This is a genomic window from Veillonella faecalis (assembly GCF_024677885.1).
Classification (GTDB): domain Bacteria; phylum Bacillota; class Negativicutes; order Veillonellales; family Veillonellaceae; genus Veillonella; species Veillonella nakazawae.
Genome location: NZ_JALBWL010000001.1, coordinates 525945 through 543566, shown reverse-complemented (window position 1 = coordinate 543566; position 17622 = coordinate 525945). Strand labels below are relative to the sequence as shown.

At 36.3% G+C, this 17622-nt stretch carries 17 protein-coding genes; 15 read left to right on the top strand and 2 right to left on the bottom strand.

The genetic code is table 11. From position 1 onward, the window contains the following. Positions 1-119 precede the first annotated feature (119 nt). The 15 genes from mnmA (at position 120) to MOQ65_RS02460 (ending at position 16236) form a co-directional block, all read left to right on the top strand. Positions 120-1181: a tRNA 2-thiouridine(34) synthase MnmA gene (mnmA, locus tag MOQ65_RS02530; RefSeq protein ID WP_257846545.1), complete on the top strand. Its 1062-nt coding sequence runs from the start codon at positions 120-122 to the stop codon at positions 1179-1181. Between the two features lie 38 nt (positions 1182-1219). Beyond that, positions 1220-3019, top strand: coding sequence for a translation elongation factor 4 (gene lepA / locus MOQ65_RS02525; RefSeq protein WP_257846544.1), 1800 nt, complete (start codon positions 1220-1222; stop codon positions 3017-3019). Positions 3020-3023: 4 nt separating this feature from the next. Further along, the gene (hemW, locus tag MOQ65_RS02520) at positions 3024-4208 is read left to right on the top strand and encodes a radical SAM family heme chaperone HemW (protein ID WP_257846543.1); all 1185 of its coding nucleotides are present in this window, start codon (positions 3024-3026) and stop codon (positions 4206-4208) included. Between the two features lie 81 nt (positions 4209-4289). Beyond that, the gene (locus MOQ65_RS02515; protein ID WP_105094347.1) at positions 4290-4892 is read left to right on the top strand and encodes a nitrite/sulfite reductase domain-containing protein; all 603 of its coding nucleotides are present in this window, start codon (positions 4290-4292) and stop codon (positions 4890-4892) included. 398 nt (positions 4893-5290) lie between these two features. Then, positions 5291-6307, top strand: coding sequence for a heat-inducible transcriptional repressor HrcA (gene hrcA, locus MOQ65_RS02510; RefSeq protein ID WP_105089163.1), 1017 nt, complete (start codon positions 5291-5293; stop codon positions 6305-6307). Positions 6308-6319: 12 nt separating this feature from the next. Next, positions 6320-6865 carry a nucleotide exchange factor GrpE gene (gene grpE / locus MOQ65_RS02505; protein WP_105089164.1) on the top strand — a complete coding sequence of 182 codons (546 nt, stop codon included), beginning with the start codon at positions 6320-6322 and terminating at the stop codon, positions 6863-6865. 28 nt (positions 6866-6893) lie between these two features. Further along, positions 6894-8735: a molecular chaperone DnaK gene (gene dnaK / locus MOQ65_RS02500; protein WP_105085587.1), complete on the top strand. Its 1842-nt coding sequence runs from the start codon at positions 6894-6896 to the stop codon at positions 8733-8735. A 16-nt stretch (positions 8736-8751) separates the two neighbouring features. After that, positions 8752-9909: a molecular chaperone DnaJ gene (gene dnaJ, locus MOQ65_RS02495; protein WP_105085588.1), complete on the top strand. Its 1158-nt coding sequence runs from the start codon at positions 8752-8754 to the stop codon at positions 9907-9909. A 55-nt stretch (positions 9910-9964) separates the two neighbouring features. Next, positions 9965-10828, top strand: coding sequence for a 50S ribosomal protein L11 methyltransferase (locus MOQ65_RS02490; RefSeq protein ID WP_105085589.1), 864 nt, complete (start codon positions 9965-9967; stop codon positions 10826-10828). Beyond that, entirely contained in the window at positions 10825-11556 is a 732-nt protein-coding gene (locus MOQ65_RS02485; protein WP_213467821.1) for an RsmE family RNA methyltransferase, read from the top strand. The genes MOQ65_RS02490 and MOQ65_RS02485 overlap by 4 nt, the downstream gene beginning before the upstream one ends. 24 nt (positions 11557-11580) lie before the next feature. Continuing rightward, positions 11581-12876, top strand: coding sequence for a tRNA (N(6)-L-threonylcarbamoyladenosine(37)-C(2))-methylthiotransferase MtaB (mtaB, locus tag MOQ65_RS02480; protein ID WP_105085591.1), 1296 nt, complete (start codon positions 11581-11583; stop codon positions 12874-12876). An 11-nt stretch (positions 12877-12887) separates the two neighbouring features. Continuing rightward, positions 12888-13232, top strand: coding sequence for a histidine triad nucleotide-binding protein (locus tag MOQ65_RS02475; protein WP_024063776.1), 345 nt, complete (start codon positions 12888-12890; stop codon positions 13230-13232). A 157-nt stretch (positions 13233-13389) separates the two neighbouring features. Next, positions 13390-13569, top strand: coding sequence for a 30S ribosomal protein S21 (rpsU, locus tag MOQ65_RS02470; RefSeq protein ID WP_004695751.1), 180 nt, complete (start codon positions 13390-13392; stop codon positions 13567-13569). Between the two features lie 81 nt (positions 13570-13650). Next, positions 13651-14094, top strand: a complete 444-nt coding sequence (locus tag MOQ65_RS02465; RefSeq protein WP_257846542.1) for a GatB/YqeY domain-containing protein — start codon at positions 13651-13653, stop codon at positions 14092-14094. Between the two features lie 237 nt (positions 14095-14331). Beyond that, entirely contained in the window at positions 14332-16236 is a 1905-nt protein-coding gene (locus tag MOQ65_RS02460) for a type I glutamate--ammonia ligase (protein ID WP_060924618.1), read from the top strand. Positions 16237-16328: 92 nt separating this feature from the next. On the opposite strand, the gene MOQ65_RS02455 is transcribed toward MOQ65_RS02460, so the two are convergent. Together MOQ65_RS02455 and tpx are read right to left on the bottom strand one after the other, a co-directional pair. Continuing rightward, the gene (locus MOQ65_RS02455) at positions 16329-16724 is read right to left on the bottom strand and encodes a phosphate-starvation-inducible protein PsiE (protein WP_024066740.1); all 396 of its coding nucleotides are present in this window, start codon (positions 16722-16724) and stop codon (positions 16329-16331) included. A gap of 111 nt (positions 16725-16835) precedes the next feature. Continuing rightward, entirely contained in the window at positions 16836-17351 is a 516-nt protein-coding gene (gene tpx, locus MOQ65_RS02450; protein WP_024064190.1) for a thiol peroxidase, read from the bottom strand. Positions 17352-17622: the final 271 nt, after the last annotated feature.

Below are 17622 nucleotides of genomic sequence, written 5' to 3'. Positions count from 1 at the left end.
ATAAGTTGCTATAATTTCATAGCAATACTACTCGGACTTTTACACCGAACTAGTGTTTTACACGTCAGGCTTTCACCCTGATTAGTTTTATGATCAAGAGATCATTAAAAGGAGAAAGTATGGAAAAAGTTATCGCTGTAGCTATGAGTGGCGGCGTAGACAGTTCTTTAACTGCTGCAATGCTACTAAAACAAGGCTATAAAGTATTTGGTATTACCCTATGGCTGTGGGTGAGTGGTACACCTTATGATTCAGTGCCTCTCGCTGTAACAGATGCTAAGAAGATGTGTGATTTTCTTGGTATTGAGCATCATGTTATCGATGCTCGTGATGTATTCTACGATAATGTAGTAGATTACTTTGTAAAAGAATATGCCTATGGTCGTACACCAAATCCTTGTGTATTTTGTAACAAAAATATCAAGTTTGATTTGATGCTCAACCGTGCTCTTGAACTTGGTGCCACACATATGGTTACAGGCCATTATACACAGGTTAATTATAATGAACAAACAGGTTTATATGAGTTACATAAAGGTGTTGATCCTACAAAAGACCAAAGTTATGTTATGTACAATATGAACCAACGCATTTTGAGTCACCTCATGTTCCCACTAGGTGGTCAATGTAAGACTGAAACACGTAAATTAGCTGCTGAATACGATTTACCAGTAGCTAAAAAACCAGATAGTGTAGATATTTGTTTCTTGCCTCACGGTAACTACCAAAAACTCGTAGTAGAAGAAATGAAGGATAAACCAAAGTCTGGTAATATCGTTACTGAAGATGGTGAGGTATTAGGTAAGCATAATGGCTTATTTAATTACACTATTGGCCAACGTAAGGGCCTTGGAATTGCATATAAGCATCCATTATATGTAATTGGCTTTAATGGTGAACGCAATGAAGTCATTGTAGGTTCTAATGATCGACTTTTTACGAATCGTATGATTTGTAAGTTCTATAATTTCCTGGATGATACGATTCATAAAGAATTAAAAGCAGAAGGTAAAATTCGCTATGCAGCAAATCCTTCACCTTGTACTGCACGTATCTTAGATGATGATACGATGGAAGTTATCTTCGAAGAACCACAACGGGCTATTACACCAGGTCAGTCCGTAGCCTTTTATAATGGCACTCAACTATTAGGAGGTGCTGTTATCGATCGCGTATGTTAGAAAGGAGAATACAAGTTCCTTGAACTTGTTTACATAGTATGTCAACGAAAAAGATTAGAAACTTCTGTATTATAGCTCATATTGACCATGGTAAATCTACCATCGCCGACAGATTAATTGAATATACTGGCACATTACAAAAACGAGAAATGGAAGCGCAAGTCCTAGACTCCATGGATTTGGAACGAGAACGTGGTATTACTATTAAAGCGCAATCTGTTCGAATTTTGTATAAAGCACAAGATGGAGAAGAGTATACTTTAAACCTTATCGATACTCCTGGCCATGTGGATTTCAGCTATGAAGTATCTCGTTCTCTTGCAGCTTGTGAAGGTGCATTACTAGTAGTAGATGCTGCACAAGGTGTAGAGGCTCAAACGTTGGCGAATGTGTATCTCGCTTTAGAACATGATCTTGAAATTATTCCTGTTATCAATAAAATAGATTTGCCTTCTGCCGATCCTGATCGGGTTAAACATGAAATTGAAGATATCATTGGTTTAGACGCATCAGAAGCAGTATTATGTTCTGCTAAATCTGGCATTGGCATTCCAGATATTTTAGAAGCCATTGTAAATAAGGTGCCTGCACCACCAGATAAATCTGATGAACCAACAAGAGCATTGATTTTTGATAGCCGCTTTGATGCTTATAAAGGTGCTATTGCTTATGTGCGCGTAAAAGAAGGTACTATTAAAACAAAAGATACCATTCGCATGATGCATGATAATAAGGATTTTGATGTAACAGAGCTCGGTATCTTTACACCAAATCTTGTGCCTGTTCAGGAATTACCATGTGGTTCTGTAGGTTGTATTGCGGCAAGTATTAAGAATGTAGCGGACTGTCACGTAGGTGATACGGTAACATTAGCTGATAATCCTGCACCAGAACCATTACCAGGCTATCGCAAAGCCGTATCCATGGTATATTGTGGCTTGTATCCAACAGATTCTAAGGACTATGAAAATCTTCGTGATGCATTAGAAAAGTTACAGCTTAATGATGCTGCTTTAGAATATGAAGCTGAAACATCTTTAGCATTGGGTTTTGGTTTCCGTTGTGGCTTCCTTGGTCTGCTACATATGGATGTAATTCAAGAACGGTTAGAGCGTGAATATAACTTATCCCTTATTACAACAGCTCCATCTGTAAACTACAAGGTTTATAAGACGAATGGAGAAATGCTTGAAGTGGATAACCCTGCTAAATTGCCACCTCCTACAGAAATCGACTACATTGAAGAACCGTATGTAAAAGCCACAACTATTGTGCCTAAAGACTTTGTTGGTACTATTATGGAGTTATCTCAAGATAAACGTGGTGAATATCAATCCATGGAATATTTGGATGAAACACGTGTATCCGTTGTGTATCACTTGCCTTTGAGTGAAATTATTTACGACTACTTTGATAAATTGAAATCCGCTACAAAAGGTTATGCATCTCTTGACTATGAGTTGATTGGGTATAAACAATCTCCAATGGTTAAGATGGATATTCTGTTAAATGGTGATCCTGTGGATGCATTGTCTATTATCGTACATAAAGACCGTGCTGCTACACGTGGTCGTGCGTTAGCTGAAAAATTAAAAGAATTGATTCCTCGTCAAATGTTTGAAATTCCAATTCAAGCAGCGGTAGGCACGAAAATTGTGGCTCGTGAAACCGTAAAGGCTTGGCGTAAAGACGTTTTAGCAAAATGTTATGGTGGCGATATTTCTCGTAAACGTAAACTCTTAGAAAAACAAAAAGCCGGTAAGAAACGTATGAAGTCAGTGGGCTCTGTAGAGATTCCACAAGAAGCATTCATGGCTATTCTCAAGGTTGAGGACTAATATAATGAAAACAGATTCTAATACTTTGAATCTGTCTACACTTGGGGATATGGGCTTGTATGTCCATATCCCTTTTTGTAAACAGAAATGTATGTATTGTGATTTTCCAGCCTATCAAAATTTACAAGATTATTACGAAACTTATGTCTATGCATTAGTACAAGAAATGGATTTGTGGATTTCGGAACACCCCGAGTCTAAATCTAAACCTATTGATACTATTTATTTTGGTGGTGGAACACCTACTGAATTATCAATTCAACAGTTACAGATGATTGTAGATAAAATCAAAAGTACTTTTACTATTACTGACGATTGTCATATGACTATAGAGTCTAATCCTGGTGAAGTAGATCTACAGTATCTAACTAAGTTAGTTAAACTAGGCTTTAATCGTATTAGTTTTGGCGTTCAAACCTTTGATGATAAGGCGCTTACTATGTTGTATCGTAGTCATGATGGAGAAAAGGCCATACAAGCCGTATATGATGCTAAAGAGGCTGGATTTACAGATATTAATATTGATTTAATCTATGGCTTGCCACGACAAACCTTAGAGGATATTCAGCATAATTTAAATATTGTAAAAGATTTACCAATTAATCATATTTCTACGTATGGTTTACAAGTTGAGGTAGGCACTTATTTATATCATTTAGTACAAAAGAACTTGATCTCTATTCCTAGTGAAAGTATAGATGAGTCAATGTATGATACGATGATGGCTGGTTTAAAAGAACTAGAGTTTGAGCGATACGAGATTTCAAATTTCGCGAAGGGTAATTCCTATAGTCGTCATAATTTAAAATATTGGCACTATATAGACTATTTAGGCTTTGGTGCTGGAGCTCATTCCTTCTATGATGGTATACGCCGTAGTAACAATCGAAATGTAATGCCTTATATACAGTCCGTTGATCGATATATTATGCCCACTATCGATACGGAGACGATTACTGTAGAACGAGCGCAAGAGGACTTTTGCTTCTTAGCGCTTCGTACTAAGTGGGGCCTTGATGAGCAAAAATTTGAGGATAGATTTGGCGTATCTGTTCATAATTTATTTGGTAATATATTAGAAGAATTAGTTACTAAAGGCTTATTAGAGTATCAAAATGGTAGTTATCATTTAAGTTCTGAAGGGGCTAAGCATGGTAACTATGTATTTAGTCAATTTATTCGAGAGTAATTTCTCACAGTTTCTCAAAATCTAATATGTTAGTATAAATAGGATGATGATGAATAAGCATGCTAGATTTGAGGAGGAACGATGAAGACATCTGTTATTTTACATGGTTTACATAACGAATTTACTTTAGATCAAATGAAGGCATGCATAGAATTAGCTGAAAAATATGGTGGATCTTTCCGCCATGTTGTAACAGGTATACAAATTACAGGTATTGAAAAAGACGATAAGGAACAACTTATCTCTGAATTACCAGAAGGTGTAACCACTGTTATTCATAGAGGTGTTAATTCCTTAATTGCTTGCGTAGGTAAAGGCTATTGTAAAAATGGCCAAATGGAAACTAAAGAATTGGCTGATTATGTAGAGAGAAAACATTACGGCCGAAAAACATCTCACAAGTGCAAAATTGGAATTAGTGGCTGTGGTCGTAACTGCCCGGATGCAATGGTAAAAGATATTGCTTTTATTGGTACATCCCAAGGTTTTATGCTGGCTGTTGGTGGCAATACAGGAATGCGACCAGAGGCTGGTAAAATATTGGCTAGAAAGCTTACTGTTGAGCAATCCAAAAAAGCTGTAGATATCTTAGTAGATTGGTATGCAGAACATGGCGAGCCCCGTGAGCGTATGGGAAAATTATTAGAACGCCTAGGTAATCCCTTAGAAGGTGTAGAACTATAAGTTGCTATGTTTTAAGTGCTAATGGTTTTATAGTTCTTAATCTGTACATTTATCTAGAGAGTTATTAGTTTTTCTCCAATTTTTAGTAACAATTAAATTATGACATATATAAACACTTATACTATTTTATGGTTTTAATAATAAAAATTTTATTAGACCATCATATTCTACTATTTAGATTTTAGAATATGACATAAATGTAGATAGTATAAGTGTTTTCTTATTATTACACTTTGATTTTTTGACTAATTAATTTAAAATATTCAATTGTCTTTTTGACTAAATAGATATTATTTGACTTTTTAAGGATTTTTTTGCTTGACAATTTTTTCCTATGTGATAATATTATACATGCGATTAGCACTCAAAGTTTATGAGTGCTAACAAGAGGTGTCATTATGGATGAAAGAAAACAGCGCATCTTGCGAGCCATAATTGAAGACTACGTTAAATCTGCTGAACCTGTAGGTTCCAGGACGATTGCAAAGAATTATAATCTTGGTATTAGTCCTGCAACAGTAAGAAATGAAATGTCCGATTTAGAGGAGTTAGGCTATTTGGAGCAACCTCATACATCGGCGGGACGTATTCCTTCAGCTAAAGGCTATCGCTTATATGTTGATTCTATGTTGAGTCAACAACCTGTTCCATTACAGGATGCTGAGAAAATTGAAATGTTATGGAAACATTCTAATGGATCTACCAGTGAGCTCTTCTTAAATATGGCTAAATTATTATCACAAGTGAGCCATAGTATGAGTCTGTTCTTAGCTCCAGCCCATGATAGAGCATTAATCAAATACATTCATGTATTACCGCTAGATTCACATCAAGCTGTCATGGTTGTTATTACTGAGACTGGTGCTCTTGATAATGAATTAATGTACTTTACTGAAGGGGTTTCACCTGATGTATTACAAAGTTTAGCTATGCAATTTAGCAATGCTTTACAGAATATAGGTATTGGTCATGTAACGGCTGAAGCGTTAGGAACACTATTGATTCATATGGAAGGTCCACAAGGGATTTTGATGATCCTTTCAGAAACATTATTACGAGCAATTAATAAACGTAAGTTGTTCTATTCTGTAGGTACCACAGAGTTGTTAAATCAACCAGAGTTTAAGTCTGTTGAAAAGGTACAACCCTTACTTTCATTAGTGGAAGAACAAAATCAATTGGGGCAACTATTAAAAGATGATTCACCTACACCTGTAAAGGTAAAGATTGGCAATGAAAATGATACCGAAGCACTTCAATCAATGAGTGTAGTACAAGCTGATTTTACAAATCAAGATCAACCTATCGGTACTCTTGCTATTCTAGGACCGACACGAATGGAATATGGTCGTATCATTGGCATGTTGTCTCATATGAAACATATAATGGAATCTATGGTAAAAGAACAAAAATAGAAAGGGCATATAATGGCTGAAGAACAAGACATTAAACAAGAAACAGTTGACGAAACAGTGGAAACTACAAATGTAGAGACGCCAGCTGTTGAGGAAGCCGAAGAAGTTGTGGCGGACGCAGCTCAAGTATTAGAGGAGCTCAAAGCAGACTTTGATAATCGCTATAAGCGTTTACAAGCGGACTTCGACAACTTCAAACGTCGTACTAATCAAGAAAAAGAGCAACTTGCAGGATATGTTAAAGGGGATGTACTTACAGATTTACTTCCTGTATTAGATAACTTTGAACGAGCTGTTCAAAGTCCAGTAGAAGGTGATGCAAAGGTATTCCTTGATGGATTTATCATGATCCATCAAAACTTGATGGCTATGTTATCTAAACACGGTTTAGCCGTTATCGATGCGGTAGGTAAACCATTTGATCCAAATTTCCATCAAGCAATTATGCGAGTGCCGTCAGATGAATATGAATCTGATACGGTATGTGAAGTATTGCAAACTGGCTATACTGTTGATGGTCGTTGTATTCGTCCAGCAATGGTAAAAGTTGTTGAATAGATTATAAAGGTTTTAGGAGGCATATATTATGGCAAAGGTAATTGGTATTGATTTAGGTACTACAAACTCTTGTGTTGCGGTTATGGAAGGCGGCGAACCTACGGTTATTACTAACCAAGAAGGCGCTCGTACTACTCCTTCCGTTGTTGGTTTTGCAAAAAATGGCGAACGTTTAGTAGGTCAATTGGCTAAACGTCAAGCTGTATCTAACCCAGAAAACACAATTATTTCTATTAAACGTCACATGGGTACAGACTACAAAGTAACTGTAGAAGGTAAATCTTATACTCCTCAAGAAATTTCTGCAATGATTCTTCAAAAAATCAAAGCTGATGCAGAAGCTTACTTGGGCGAGCCTGTTAAACAAGCCGTTATTACAGTTCCTGCTTACTTTACAGATGCTCAACGTCAAGCTACAAAAGACGCTGGTGCCATTGCAGGTCTTGAAGTACTTCGTATCATCAACGAACCAACAGCAGCTGCTCTTGCATATGGTGTAGATAAAGATGAAGACGGTAAAGTTCTTGTATTTGACCTTGGCGGTGGTACATTCGACGTATCCATTCTTGAACTTGGTGATGGCGTATTTGAAGTATTAGCAACATCTGGTAACAACCATCTTGGTGGTGATGACTTCGACCAACGCATTATGAACTACCTTATCGAAGAGTTCAAAAAAGAAACAGGTATCGATTTATCCAATGATAAATTAGCTGATCAACGTTTAAAAGAAGCTGCTGAAAAAGCTAAAATTGAATTGTCTGGCGTAGCAAGTACAAATATCAACTTGCCATTCATCACAGCTGATGCTACAGGTCCTAAACACTTGGATGTAACATTGACTCGTGCTAAATTCGAAGAATTGACTGCTGATTTGGTACAAGCTACTATCGAACCTACTCGTAAAGCTATGAACGATGCTGGTTTATCTGCATCCGATATCGATAAAGTATTGTTAGTTGGTGGTTCTAGCCGTATTCCAGCTGTACAAGAAGCTATTAAAAAAGTATTGGGTAAAGAACCAACTAAAAACGTTAACCCTGATGAATGTGTAGCTATTGGTGCTGCTATTCAAGGTGGTGTATTAGTAGGTGAAGTAAAAGACGTATTGTTGCTTGATGTAACTCCATTGTCTCTTGGTATTGAAACAATGGGTGGTGTATTCACACGTATTATCGATCGTAACACTACAATTCCTACATCTAAATCTCAAGTCTTCTCCACTGCAGCAGATAATCAACCATCTGTAGATATCCATGTATTACAAGGTGAACGTGAGTTCGCAGCAGATAATAAAACATTGGGTCGCTTTAACTTGGATGGTATTCCAGCAGCTCCTCGTGGGGTTCCTCAAATCGAAGTAACATTCGACATCGATGCTAATGGTATCGTACATGTAAAAGCAAAAGACTTGGGTACTCAAAAAGAACAAAAAATTACAATCACTTCTTCTAGCGGTTTAAAAGAAGACGAAATCGATCGCATGGTTAAAGAAGCTGAAGCACATGCAGCAGAAGATAAAGCTAGAAAAGAAGAATTAGATGTTAAAAACAATGCAGATTCCTTGGTATACCAAGCTGAAAAAGCATTGAAAGAACTTGATGGTAAAGGCGACACAGCTTTGTTGAAAGAAGTTGAAGAAGCAAAAGATAAATTGAAAAAATCTATCGAAGCTGGCAACATTGAAGACATCAAAAAAGATAGTGAAGCTTTGGAACAACCATTACATAAATTAGCTGAGCAAATGTATGCAGCAGCACAACAAGCTCAACAAGCAGCTGGTGGTGCAGAGCAAGGTCAACAACAAACAAAATCTGATGACAATGTAGTTGATGCTGATTACACAGTAGTGGATGACGATAAGAAATAAGAAGGGTTGGTAACTAATGGCACGTGATTATTATGACATCTTAGGGGTCAGTAAAAATGCCTCTCAAGATGAAATCAAAAAGGCCTTCCGTAAAAAGGCACGCCAATACCATCCAGATGTAAATAAAGATAATCCAAAGGAAGCAGAAGCAAAGTTTAAAGAAGCGAACGAAGCTTACGAAGTATTGTCTGATGAAACTAAAAAAGCTCAATATGACCAATTCGGCCACGACGCCTTCAAACAAGGAGGCGGCGCTGGCGCCGGTGGTTTCCAAGGTGGCTTTGGCGGTTTCGGTGGTCAAGCTGGAGGCTTTGGTGATATCTTTGGCGATATTTTTGGTGGCATGTTTGGCGGTGGTCGCCAGCAACAAGGACCTCAAAAAGGTAATGATTTGCGCGAAGATATTGATATTTCCTTTGAAGATGCAGCCTTTGGTAAATCTATGGAAATAGAAGTGCATCGTCATGAAGAATGTGATCACTGTCATGGTACTGGTGGTGAACCAGGGTCTCGTGTCGATACTTGTCCAAACTGTCATGGTTCTGGTCAAGAAGCGGTTATTCAAAATACTCCATTTGGACGTATGCAGTCCGTTCGCACTTGTTCTCGCTGTCATGGTACTGGTAAAAGCATTGAAAAACCTTGTTCTAAATGCCGTGGTACTGGTGAAATGCTTGCTAAGCGCAAGATTTCTATCAAGATTCCAGCTGGCGTAGACAGCGGTTCTCGCTTACGTGTAGCTAATGAAGGGGAACCAGGTATTTTGGGCGGTCCTAAGGGTGACCTTTACGTATATATCTTTGTTCGTCCTCATAAGGAATTTGAACGAAATGGTAATGACGTTATTAGCCGTGTAAATATTAGTTTTGCTCAAGCTGCATTAGGTGCTACTATACAAGTTAACACCTTAGATGGTAAAGTAGAGTTAAAGATCCCAGAAGGTACTCAAACGGGAACGGCATTCCGCGTAAAGGGCAAAGGTATTCCATATTTGCGTAACCCTAAGCAACGAGGGGACCAACATATTGTGGTAACTGTTCAAACGCCTAAGAAGTTGACAGATACTCAACGTGAGTTGTTATTACGCTTTGCAAACGAAAGTAACGAAGATGTAAATAACTTACAAGTGAGCAAAAGTCTTTTTGAAAAAATTAAGGACGTTTTGACTAAATGAACAGCTCATGTGAAGGAATGGTTTGTTCCGTCACATTCCCTATAAAGGAGCATATATGCAGTGGATAGAAGTATCCATTGTCTGTGAAAGAGTAGCCACCGATGAGGTGACTACTCTTTTTGACGATTATGCAGACAATGGAATTATAGAAGAAGATGTAGAAAATCAACCAAATTTAATTAAATTAACTATGTATGCAGATCCATCATTGGACTCTAATACAATTAAGTCAGACTTAGAAAAACGTCTTACAGAAGCAAATATTAGTGTCACATCCGTTGATACAAATATATTAGATGAATCTACATGGCTTAATTCTTGGCAGCAATATATTGAACCTACAGAAATTCTACCTAATTTAATTATTAAACCTGCTTGGCAAGAATATGATAACGTCCACAATAAAACAATTATAGAAATCGATTCCGATATTTCCTTTGGTACTGGCTCTCATGAGACAACACGTACATGTGCCGAACTATTGAAATCTTATTGTGAATCCATGGATCTTAATCAAGTTACTTGTTTAGATATTGGTACAGGAACGGGTATTCTCTTATTGGTAGCAGCACATTTAGGGATCAAGCATTTGGTTGGGATTGATATTGAGGAATATGCTGCCAATCAAGCTCGCGTTAACTGTGAGAATAATCATGTATCTGCAGAGATTATTTGTGGTAATTTGGATAGTGATTTCAATGGTACTGCCCAATTAATTTTAGCTAACTTAACAGTGGATCCACTTAAAATACTATTACCTCAAATTGGTAAAAAACTAGAGGATAAGGGGATTTTAATTATAAGTGGCATTATAGATGATCGGCATGATGAGATTATGCCATATATTGAGGCTGATTGGCATATTATTGAGGAGCGCATTGCAGGGCCTTGGCATACATTTGCGCTAGAAAAGCGATGAAAAAGATTTTTATTCCTACACCATTAGATGAAAGAATAGAATTACCGAAAGATGTGACACATCATGTGTTACATGTATTTCGTTATAATATGGAGAAACCCATTACTGTAACGGGCGGTGATAATCGTTGTGGTATCTATCAGATTACCGATGAAGTGGATGGTATAGCACAGGCTAAACTTATTGAATATGTAGCGTCTGATGTATCGTCGTATCGAACTATTCTAGTTCAATCCTTATTGAAAGGTGAAAAGTTAGAATGGGTATTACAAAAGGCGACGGAGTTAAATGTAGATACCATTTATCTTGTATCTACGGCAAACTGTGTAGCTAAATATGATGATAAGAAACTACAATCAAAAGTCAGTCGTTGGGAAAAAATTATGCTAGAAGCAGCCCAACAGTGTGGACGCAATCAACTGCCCACACTTGTAGTAGGTGAAACGCTTTCACAAGTATTAACAATCGAAGCTGACGCATTAAAACTAGTAGCCTATGAAAATGAAGATGGTCATACTATTAAAAATGCACTACAATCAGTACACACTAATCAAACTATAACTGATATTCTAATCTGTGTTGGTCCTGAAGGGGGCTATCAAGAGAAGGAAATCAATGCTATTATAGAGAGTGGTGGCAAATCAGTATCGCTGGGCAATACTATTTTACGAGCTGAAACTGCTGCCATTGGATCATTAGCGATGATTCAATATGAATTAGAACTATAAATTAAATAAGAATAGAGAGGTGCAATGAAAACCGTTGCTTTTACAACCTTGGGCTGTCGTGTCAATCAGTATGACACAGATGCTATGAAAGGTTTATTTTTACAAAATAATTACGAAGCAGTAGACTTCGATGAAAAAGCTGATATATATGTAATTAATACATGTTCTGTAACCAATATGGGGGAAAAGAAATCCCGTCAATTGATTCGGAAAGCAAAGCGTCAAAATGAAGATGCTTATGTAATCGTTACTGGTTGTTATGCTCAGCTTGATCCAGATGCGATTGCTGCTATTGACGGTGTTAACCTTGTTATTGGTACCAATAATAGATCTAAAATCGTTGAGCTAGTAGAGCAATTAGAATCTACAGAACGTCAAATCAATGCTGTTAGAGATATTATGAACGAGTCTAACTTTGAAGAAATGCCATTATATGGTAATGAATCTGATAAAGCTCGTGCTTTCATGAAAATTCAAGAAGGTTGTAATAACTACTGTGCCTTTTGTATCATTCCGTATACTCGAGGAAAATTAAAATCTCGTAAAGTAGATGATATTGTACAAGAAGCAAAACGTTTAGTAGACCATGGATTCCATGAAATTGTATTAACAGGTATACATTTGGGGAATTATGGTGTAGAATTGCCAGGTCGCCCTACATTAGCCGATGTAGTAAAAGCTTTATTAGAGATTCCTAATTTATATCGTATTCGTTTCGGGTCTATTGAGTCTGTAGAGGTTTCTGATGAGTTAGTAGAATTAATGGCTACTAATAAACGTGTTTGTCCACATTTACATTTACCACTACAAGCTGGTTCTGATCATGTATTAAAGTTGATGAAACGCCATTATACATTGCAAGAATATAAAGACTTGATTGCAAGTTTGCGTTCTCGTATTAAAGATTTATCTATTACGACTGATATAATTGCAGGTTTCCCGCAAGAAACAGATGAAGACTTTGAAGAAACATTAAATACAGTACGGGAAATTGGGTTTACCCATATTCATGCATTCCCATACTCTATTCGTGAGGGCACACCTGCAGCTACTATGCCGGATCAAGTACCTGAAGCTGTAAAGAAAACTCGTGTAGCGCTTTTAAATGGTCTTAGCCAATCTGGCTATGAAGCATACGCAAAATCTCGCATTGGTAAGCCTGGTGAGATTCTCATCGAAAAAGAAGAGAATGGATATTATATGGGCTTAACAAATGAGTATGTAAATGGTAAAGTAAAGTCTGATGGATTACATAAGATTGGTGATCTAATCGGAGGTACTGTTGTAGGTTTAGAAGATAATTATTTAATTATTGAATAAGGAGTTATCGTATGAGTGACTGCATTTTCTGTAAAATTATCAATGGTGAAATTCCATCTAAAAAAGTATTAGAAAACGATAAATTTTATGCATTCCATGATATTGAACCAGTGAAAAAAGTACATGTTCTTATTGTGCCAAAAAATCATGTAGCTAACATTGCTCATCTTACTGAAAAAAATGAAGACTATGTGGAAGGTTTATTGCCATTCGTACGTGATGTAGCAAAAGAACTAGGTATTTCTAAAGATGGTTATCGTTTGATCTTTAATACTGGCGCAAAAGCAGGTCAAACTGTATTCCATATGCATGCACATCTTTTAGGTGGCGAAGAAATGGGCTGGCCTGAAGCTTAAAATGGAGTATAATGTATTCTTTTTATAATACTTATTAAAATTCCTATAAAATATACCGGAAAATATTGACAACATCTATACCTATACATATAATATTATATGTGCGTATGTAAATTATCAGCACTTCCCGAGATTATTTTTGGAGGGAGGGATATAGATGTCTGAAATCAAAGTCGGTAAAAACGAAACGCTTGAAAGTGCTCTTCGTCGATTCAAACGCTCCTGCCAAAAAGCGGGTGTTTTGTCTGAAGTAAGAAAACGCGAACACTACGAAAAACCAAGCGTAAAAAGAAAGAAAAAATCTGAAGCAGCAAGAAAACGCAAATTCAGAGCATAAGATGATTACCCTAATTCTGCCTTTTCATGGCTTCATGAAATCCAGAATTAGGGTTTCTTTATATATAAAATAGGAGGAACTATGAGCTTAAAAGATCAATTAAAAGAAGATATGAAAGCGGCTATGAAAGCGCGTGAAGAAGGTAAAACCGCTCTTTCTGTAATTCGCATGGTTAATAGTGCTATTAAAAATACAGAAATCAATGATAAAGTAGAACTTGATGATAATGGTATTCTTGGTATTTTGGCAAAAGAAATGAAAACTCGTCAAGACTCGTTAACCGAGTTTGAAAAAGCTGGCCGTGAAGATTTGGTCTCTCATGTAAAAGAAGAAATGGCTGTACTTCAAAAATATTTACCAGCTCAAATGAGTGAAGATGAAATCCGTACTGTTGTAAAAGAAGCGATTGCAGCATGTGGCGATGCTGTAAACATGGGTAATGTTATGAAACATGTAATGCCAAAAACTAAAGGCCGTGCAGATGGTAAAGTAGTTAATAATATCGTTAAAGAATTACTTGGATAATCAATTATAAATATAGAAGTAAACATTTCATATAGTTAGTATTTTCGATACATCAAAATTGAACTCTTAACCCCATAGTTAAGAGAATCATGAAATTCTATAGAAAATTATTGACATGTATTTTCACTATATGATATTATGATTTCAACAAAATAATTGGTCAACGAAGACTCCACTTTAGATATATGGAATATATATCTATTTGTTGGAGTCTTTTTATTTTTAGGAGGAACCATTATGACAAGTACTAAAGATTTATTGTATTACATTCCAGCAGGTCAATATGGTAAAGAAGGTGTTCTTGCACTATTAGAACAACATCCAGAAATTAAATTTGTATCTCTTGTTGGTATTGATTTAGCTGGTAATGATACAGATGAAAAAATCCCTATGGCAGCATTCTTTGATGATTATGAAGCATTCTTCGAAGGTCGTGCCGTTCAAACAGATGGTTCTTCTGTAGTACTTACAAATATCGCCACATTGAATAATGCACGTGTAGATATGTGGGGCGATCCAAGTGTAAACTGGTTCGTTGATTATAACTATGAAAATATCGATGAAGCAACAGGTTTACCAACTGGTACACTTCGTATTCCTGCATTCTTGATGCATAACTACCGTTATGTTGACTCTCGTTCTATCTTAAAAAACAGCTGTGATTATGTTCGTGCAGAACTATTATCCTTGATCAAAGAACATGGTCTACCTGGTATGCCTCATGTGAAAGCTGATGACGTTGTAGACATTATCTTTACATCTGCTACAGAATTGGAATTCTGGGTAAAAACTCCATCTAGAACAGTTACCAAAAAAGAATTATCTGTATCTCAAAAATTACAAGAACAATACTGGCAACGTACACATGGTACAGTTCGTACTGCATTAGAACAAGCAGTTGAACGCTTAGACCAATACGGTATGGTTGCAGAAATGGGTCATAAAGAAGTAGGTGGCGTTAAAGCTAAACTTGATGAAGATGGTCATGAAGCAGTTGTACTAGAACAATTAGAAATCGACTGGAAATTCTCTAATAACCCATTACAAACAGCAGATAATGAATTACAAGCTCGTATTATTGTTCGTGAAGTGTTCCGTGAAAATGGTCTTGATGTAACATTCAATGCAAAACCTATTATTGGCGTAGCTGGTTCTGGTGAACATACACACTTTGGTGTTATGGCTAAATTAAAATCTGGTAAACTTGTAAACTTGTTTAGCCCAGAAGATATGCGTAAAGAATCTGCTAGCTCCTTGGGTATTGGTGCTATCATGGGGTTATTGAAACACTATGAAGCAATCAATCCATTTATCAGTTCTACAACAGACTCCTTAAATCGTTTAAAACCTGGTTTCGAAGCTCCAGTATGTATCGTTACATCTTTAGGTACTGATCCTTCCGAACCAAGCCGTAACCGTACAATCCTTTGTGGTTTGATTCGTGATATCGATAATCCTATGGCTACACGTTATGAATTGCGTTCTCCAAACCCTTACACAAATACATATACTGCATTAGCATTGATCTTCATCTCTGCATTTGATGGTATGAAATATGCTATTACATCTGGTAAAACACAAGCACAATTAGAAGCAGAGCTTTCCAAAGAAGTGGGTGAATCTGCTGATTATCTTGCTACAAATCGTGCATATCGTACAGAAAAAGACGTATTCGATGATTTCACTCAAGAAGAACGTAATCAAATGTTTGGTGTTGCACCAGCCACTGTATGGGAAAACATTAAAGGTTACCATAACAATCCTGAATTAGTTGAAACATTAGCTCAAGGCAATGCATTCGCAAAAGATTTGATGGATTCCTTTATCGCATCTATCTTGAAACGTTGGAAGCTTGTATTGGCTCACCGCTTAATTCCTGATAATCTTGATACAGTTCGTAAGATGGTAGCTATTCATACTGATAGCCGTAATAGTGTAGATGATAAACGTTTTGCAGAAGTTAACGACTTACGTTTCTATCTTGCTAAAGATAGCGATGATCGCAAATCTTTATTCACTCGTTTAATCGATGCACTTAACTCTGGTGAATATGACTTAGCATCTCAATTGCAAATTGAAATGAACGATAAAATGGAAGAATTAGAAGCTAAATATGCTAACTATGCAAAAAACATCTTCTAATATCGGTTGATTCTATTACTCAAAAAGGGCTCCTACATTTGTAGGAGCCCTTTTATTCATATTAACTTTTTATAATTTAGTCGTTAAAGCTATTACTCGTTATGTCCTATAAACTTTTCTACTAGTACTAAGCTACATACAAGTACAAAAATTGCAACAGACCAGATTAAATTATCATATGACGATTCATGATCGATGATTAGCAGTCTAACAATTGCAGTTATGCCAATATATAAAAAGAAATTAAGCGGGAAGTGGAAGTTATTTTTAAAGTATTTTACGATGAGTGCAATAAACTCAAAGTATAAGAAGAAGGTAATTAATTCTTCAATTAATAAATAGTAAGTGCTATAACCTTGGATATTTGCCCACGTAATAAATCCTAGGCTAATTAAGGTATTAATGAGGGCAATACAAAGTGCAATACCTACACCAACAAGAGCTATATTTTTTATAGTTAATAATAATTTAGAAATACGTATCCACATATATAATTCACCTACAATAAATATCTAAATACTATACCACATAAAAAAGACCGTACACCGTACGGTCTTTTTACGATTACACCACAGTATAATCAAGAGAATATCAAAGGATTAGATATCAGCTTTAATTGCTTCTAATGCAGCATCGAAGTTAACTGCTTGAGTTACTTCAGGAACGTATTCAACATAAGTTACTTTATTTTCTTTGTTGATTACTACTACGCCACGAGTTAAAAGACGAAGTTCTTCAATCAAGAAGCCATAGTTTTCACCGAAGGAAGCGTCTTTGTGGTCAGACAAAGTAATAACTTTATCTACGCCAGCAGCGCCACACCAACGTTTTTGAGCGAAAGGTAAGTCCATAGAGATTGTCAATACTACAACATCATCAGAAAGTGCTGTAGCATCTTGGTTGAACCAACGAGTTTGAGCGTCACAAACGCCTGTATCAAGGGAAGGAACAACGGAGATAACTTTTACTTTACCTTCGAAATCTTTTAATGTTTTAGGTTGTAAGTCGTTGCTTAAAACTGTGAAGTCAGGAGCTTGTTGACCTACTTTAACTTCTGGACCAACCAATGTGATAGGGCCACCTGCAAATGTTACTACGCCAGTACGTTTTTCCATGTTGTATTCCTCCTAAGAGTTTTAATTCTAATTTATGTAAGGATACGTTTTGTATCTATGCATAGTATAACACTTACATTACCATAAGTAAACTAAAAAATTCGATATAGTATTTTTTAGGGAATAAATAGTATATCATTGGCTTCACAATCAAGAAAATATCTTATAACTACATTATATACGTATAGGTGTATTAAGATATATGAAAAAATTGTGTATACTATAAGGAGTATATTTAAATAATGATAATCCTGTAATATAGAAATTTAAC

Bases quoted from the DNA above. Each gene is read 5' to 3' on its own strand.
- mnmA (WP_257846545.1), top strand. From the start codon at position 120: ATGGAAAAAGTTATCGCTGTAGCTATGAGTGGCGGCGTAGACAGTTCT.
- lepA (WP_257846544.1), top strand. From the start codon at position 1,220: ATGTCAACGAAAAAGATTAGAAACTTCTGTATTATAGCTCATATTGAC.
- hemW (WP_257846543.1), top strand. From the start codon at position 3,024: ATGAAAACAGATTCTAATACTTTGAATCTGTCTACACTTGGGGATATG.
- MOQ65_RS02515 (WP_105094347.1), top strand. From the start codon at position 4,290: ATGAAGACATCTGTTATTTTACATGGTTTACATAACGAATTTACTTTA.
- hrcA (WP_105089163.1), top strand. From the start codon at position 5,291: ATGGATGAAAGAAAACAGCGCATCTTGCGAGCCATAATTGAAGACTAC.
- grpE (WP_105089164.1), top strand. From the start codon at position 6,320: ATGGCTGAAGAACAAGACATTAAACAAGAAACAGTTGACGAAACAGTG.
- dnaK (WP_105085587.1), top strand. From the start codon at position 6,894: ATGGCAAAGGTAATTGGTATTGATTTAGGTACTACAAACTCTTGTGTT.
- dnaJ (WP_105085588.1), top strand. From the start codon at position 8,752: ATGGCACGTGATTATTATGACATCTTAGGGGTCAGTAAAAATGCCTCT.
- MOQ65_RS02490 (WP_105085589.1), top strand. From the start codon at position 9,965: ATGCAGTGGATAGAAGTATCCATTGTCTGTGAAAGAGTAGCCACCGAT.
- MOQ65_RS02485 (WP_213467821.1), top strand. From the start codon at position 10,825: ATGAAAAAGATTTTTATTCCTACACCATTAGATGAAAGAATAGAATTA.
- mtaB (WP_105085591.1), top strand. From the start codon at position 11,581: ATGAAAACCGTTGCTTTTACAACCTTGGGCTGTCGTGTCAATCAGTAT.
- MOQ65_RS02475 (WP_024063776.1), top strand. From the start codon at position 12,888: ATGAGTGACTGCATTTTCTGTAAAATTATCAATGGTGAAATTCCATCT.
- rpsU (WP_004695751.1), top strand. From the start codon at position 13,390: ATGTCTGAAATCAAAGTCGGTAAAAACGAAACGCTTGAAAGTGCTCTT.
- MOQ65_RS02465 (WP_257846542.1), top strand. From the start codon at position 13,651: ATGAGCTTAAAAGATCAATTAAAAGAAGATATGAAAGCGGCTATGAAA.
- MOQ65_RS02460 (WP_060924618.1), top strand. From the start codon at position 14,332: ATGACAAGTACTAAAGATTTATTGTATTACATTCCAGCAGGTCAATAT.
- MOQ65_RS02455 (WP_024066740.1), bottom strand. From the start codon at position 16,724: ATGTGGATACGTATTTCTAAATTATTATTAACTATAAAAAATATAGCT.
- tpx (WP_024064190.1), bottom strand. From the start codon at position 17,351: ATGGAAAAACGTACTGGCGTAGTAACATTTGCAGGTGGCCCTATCACA.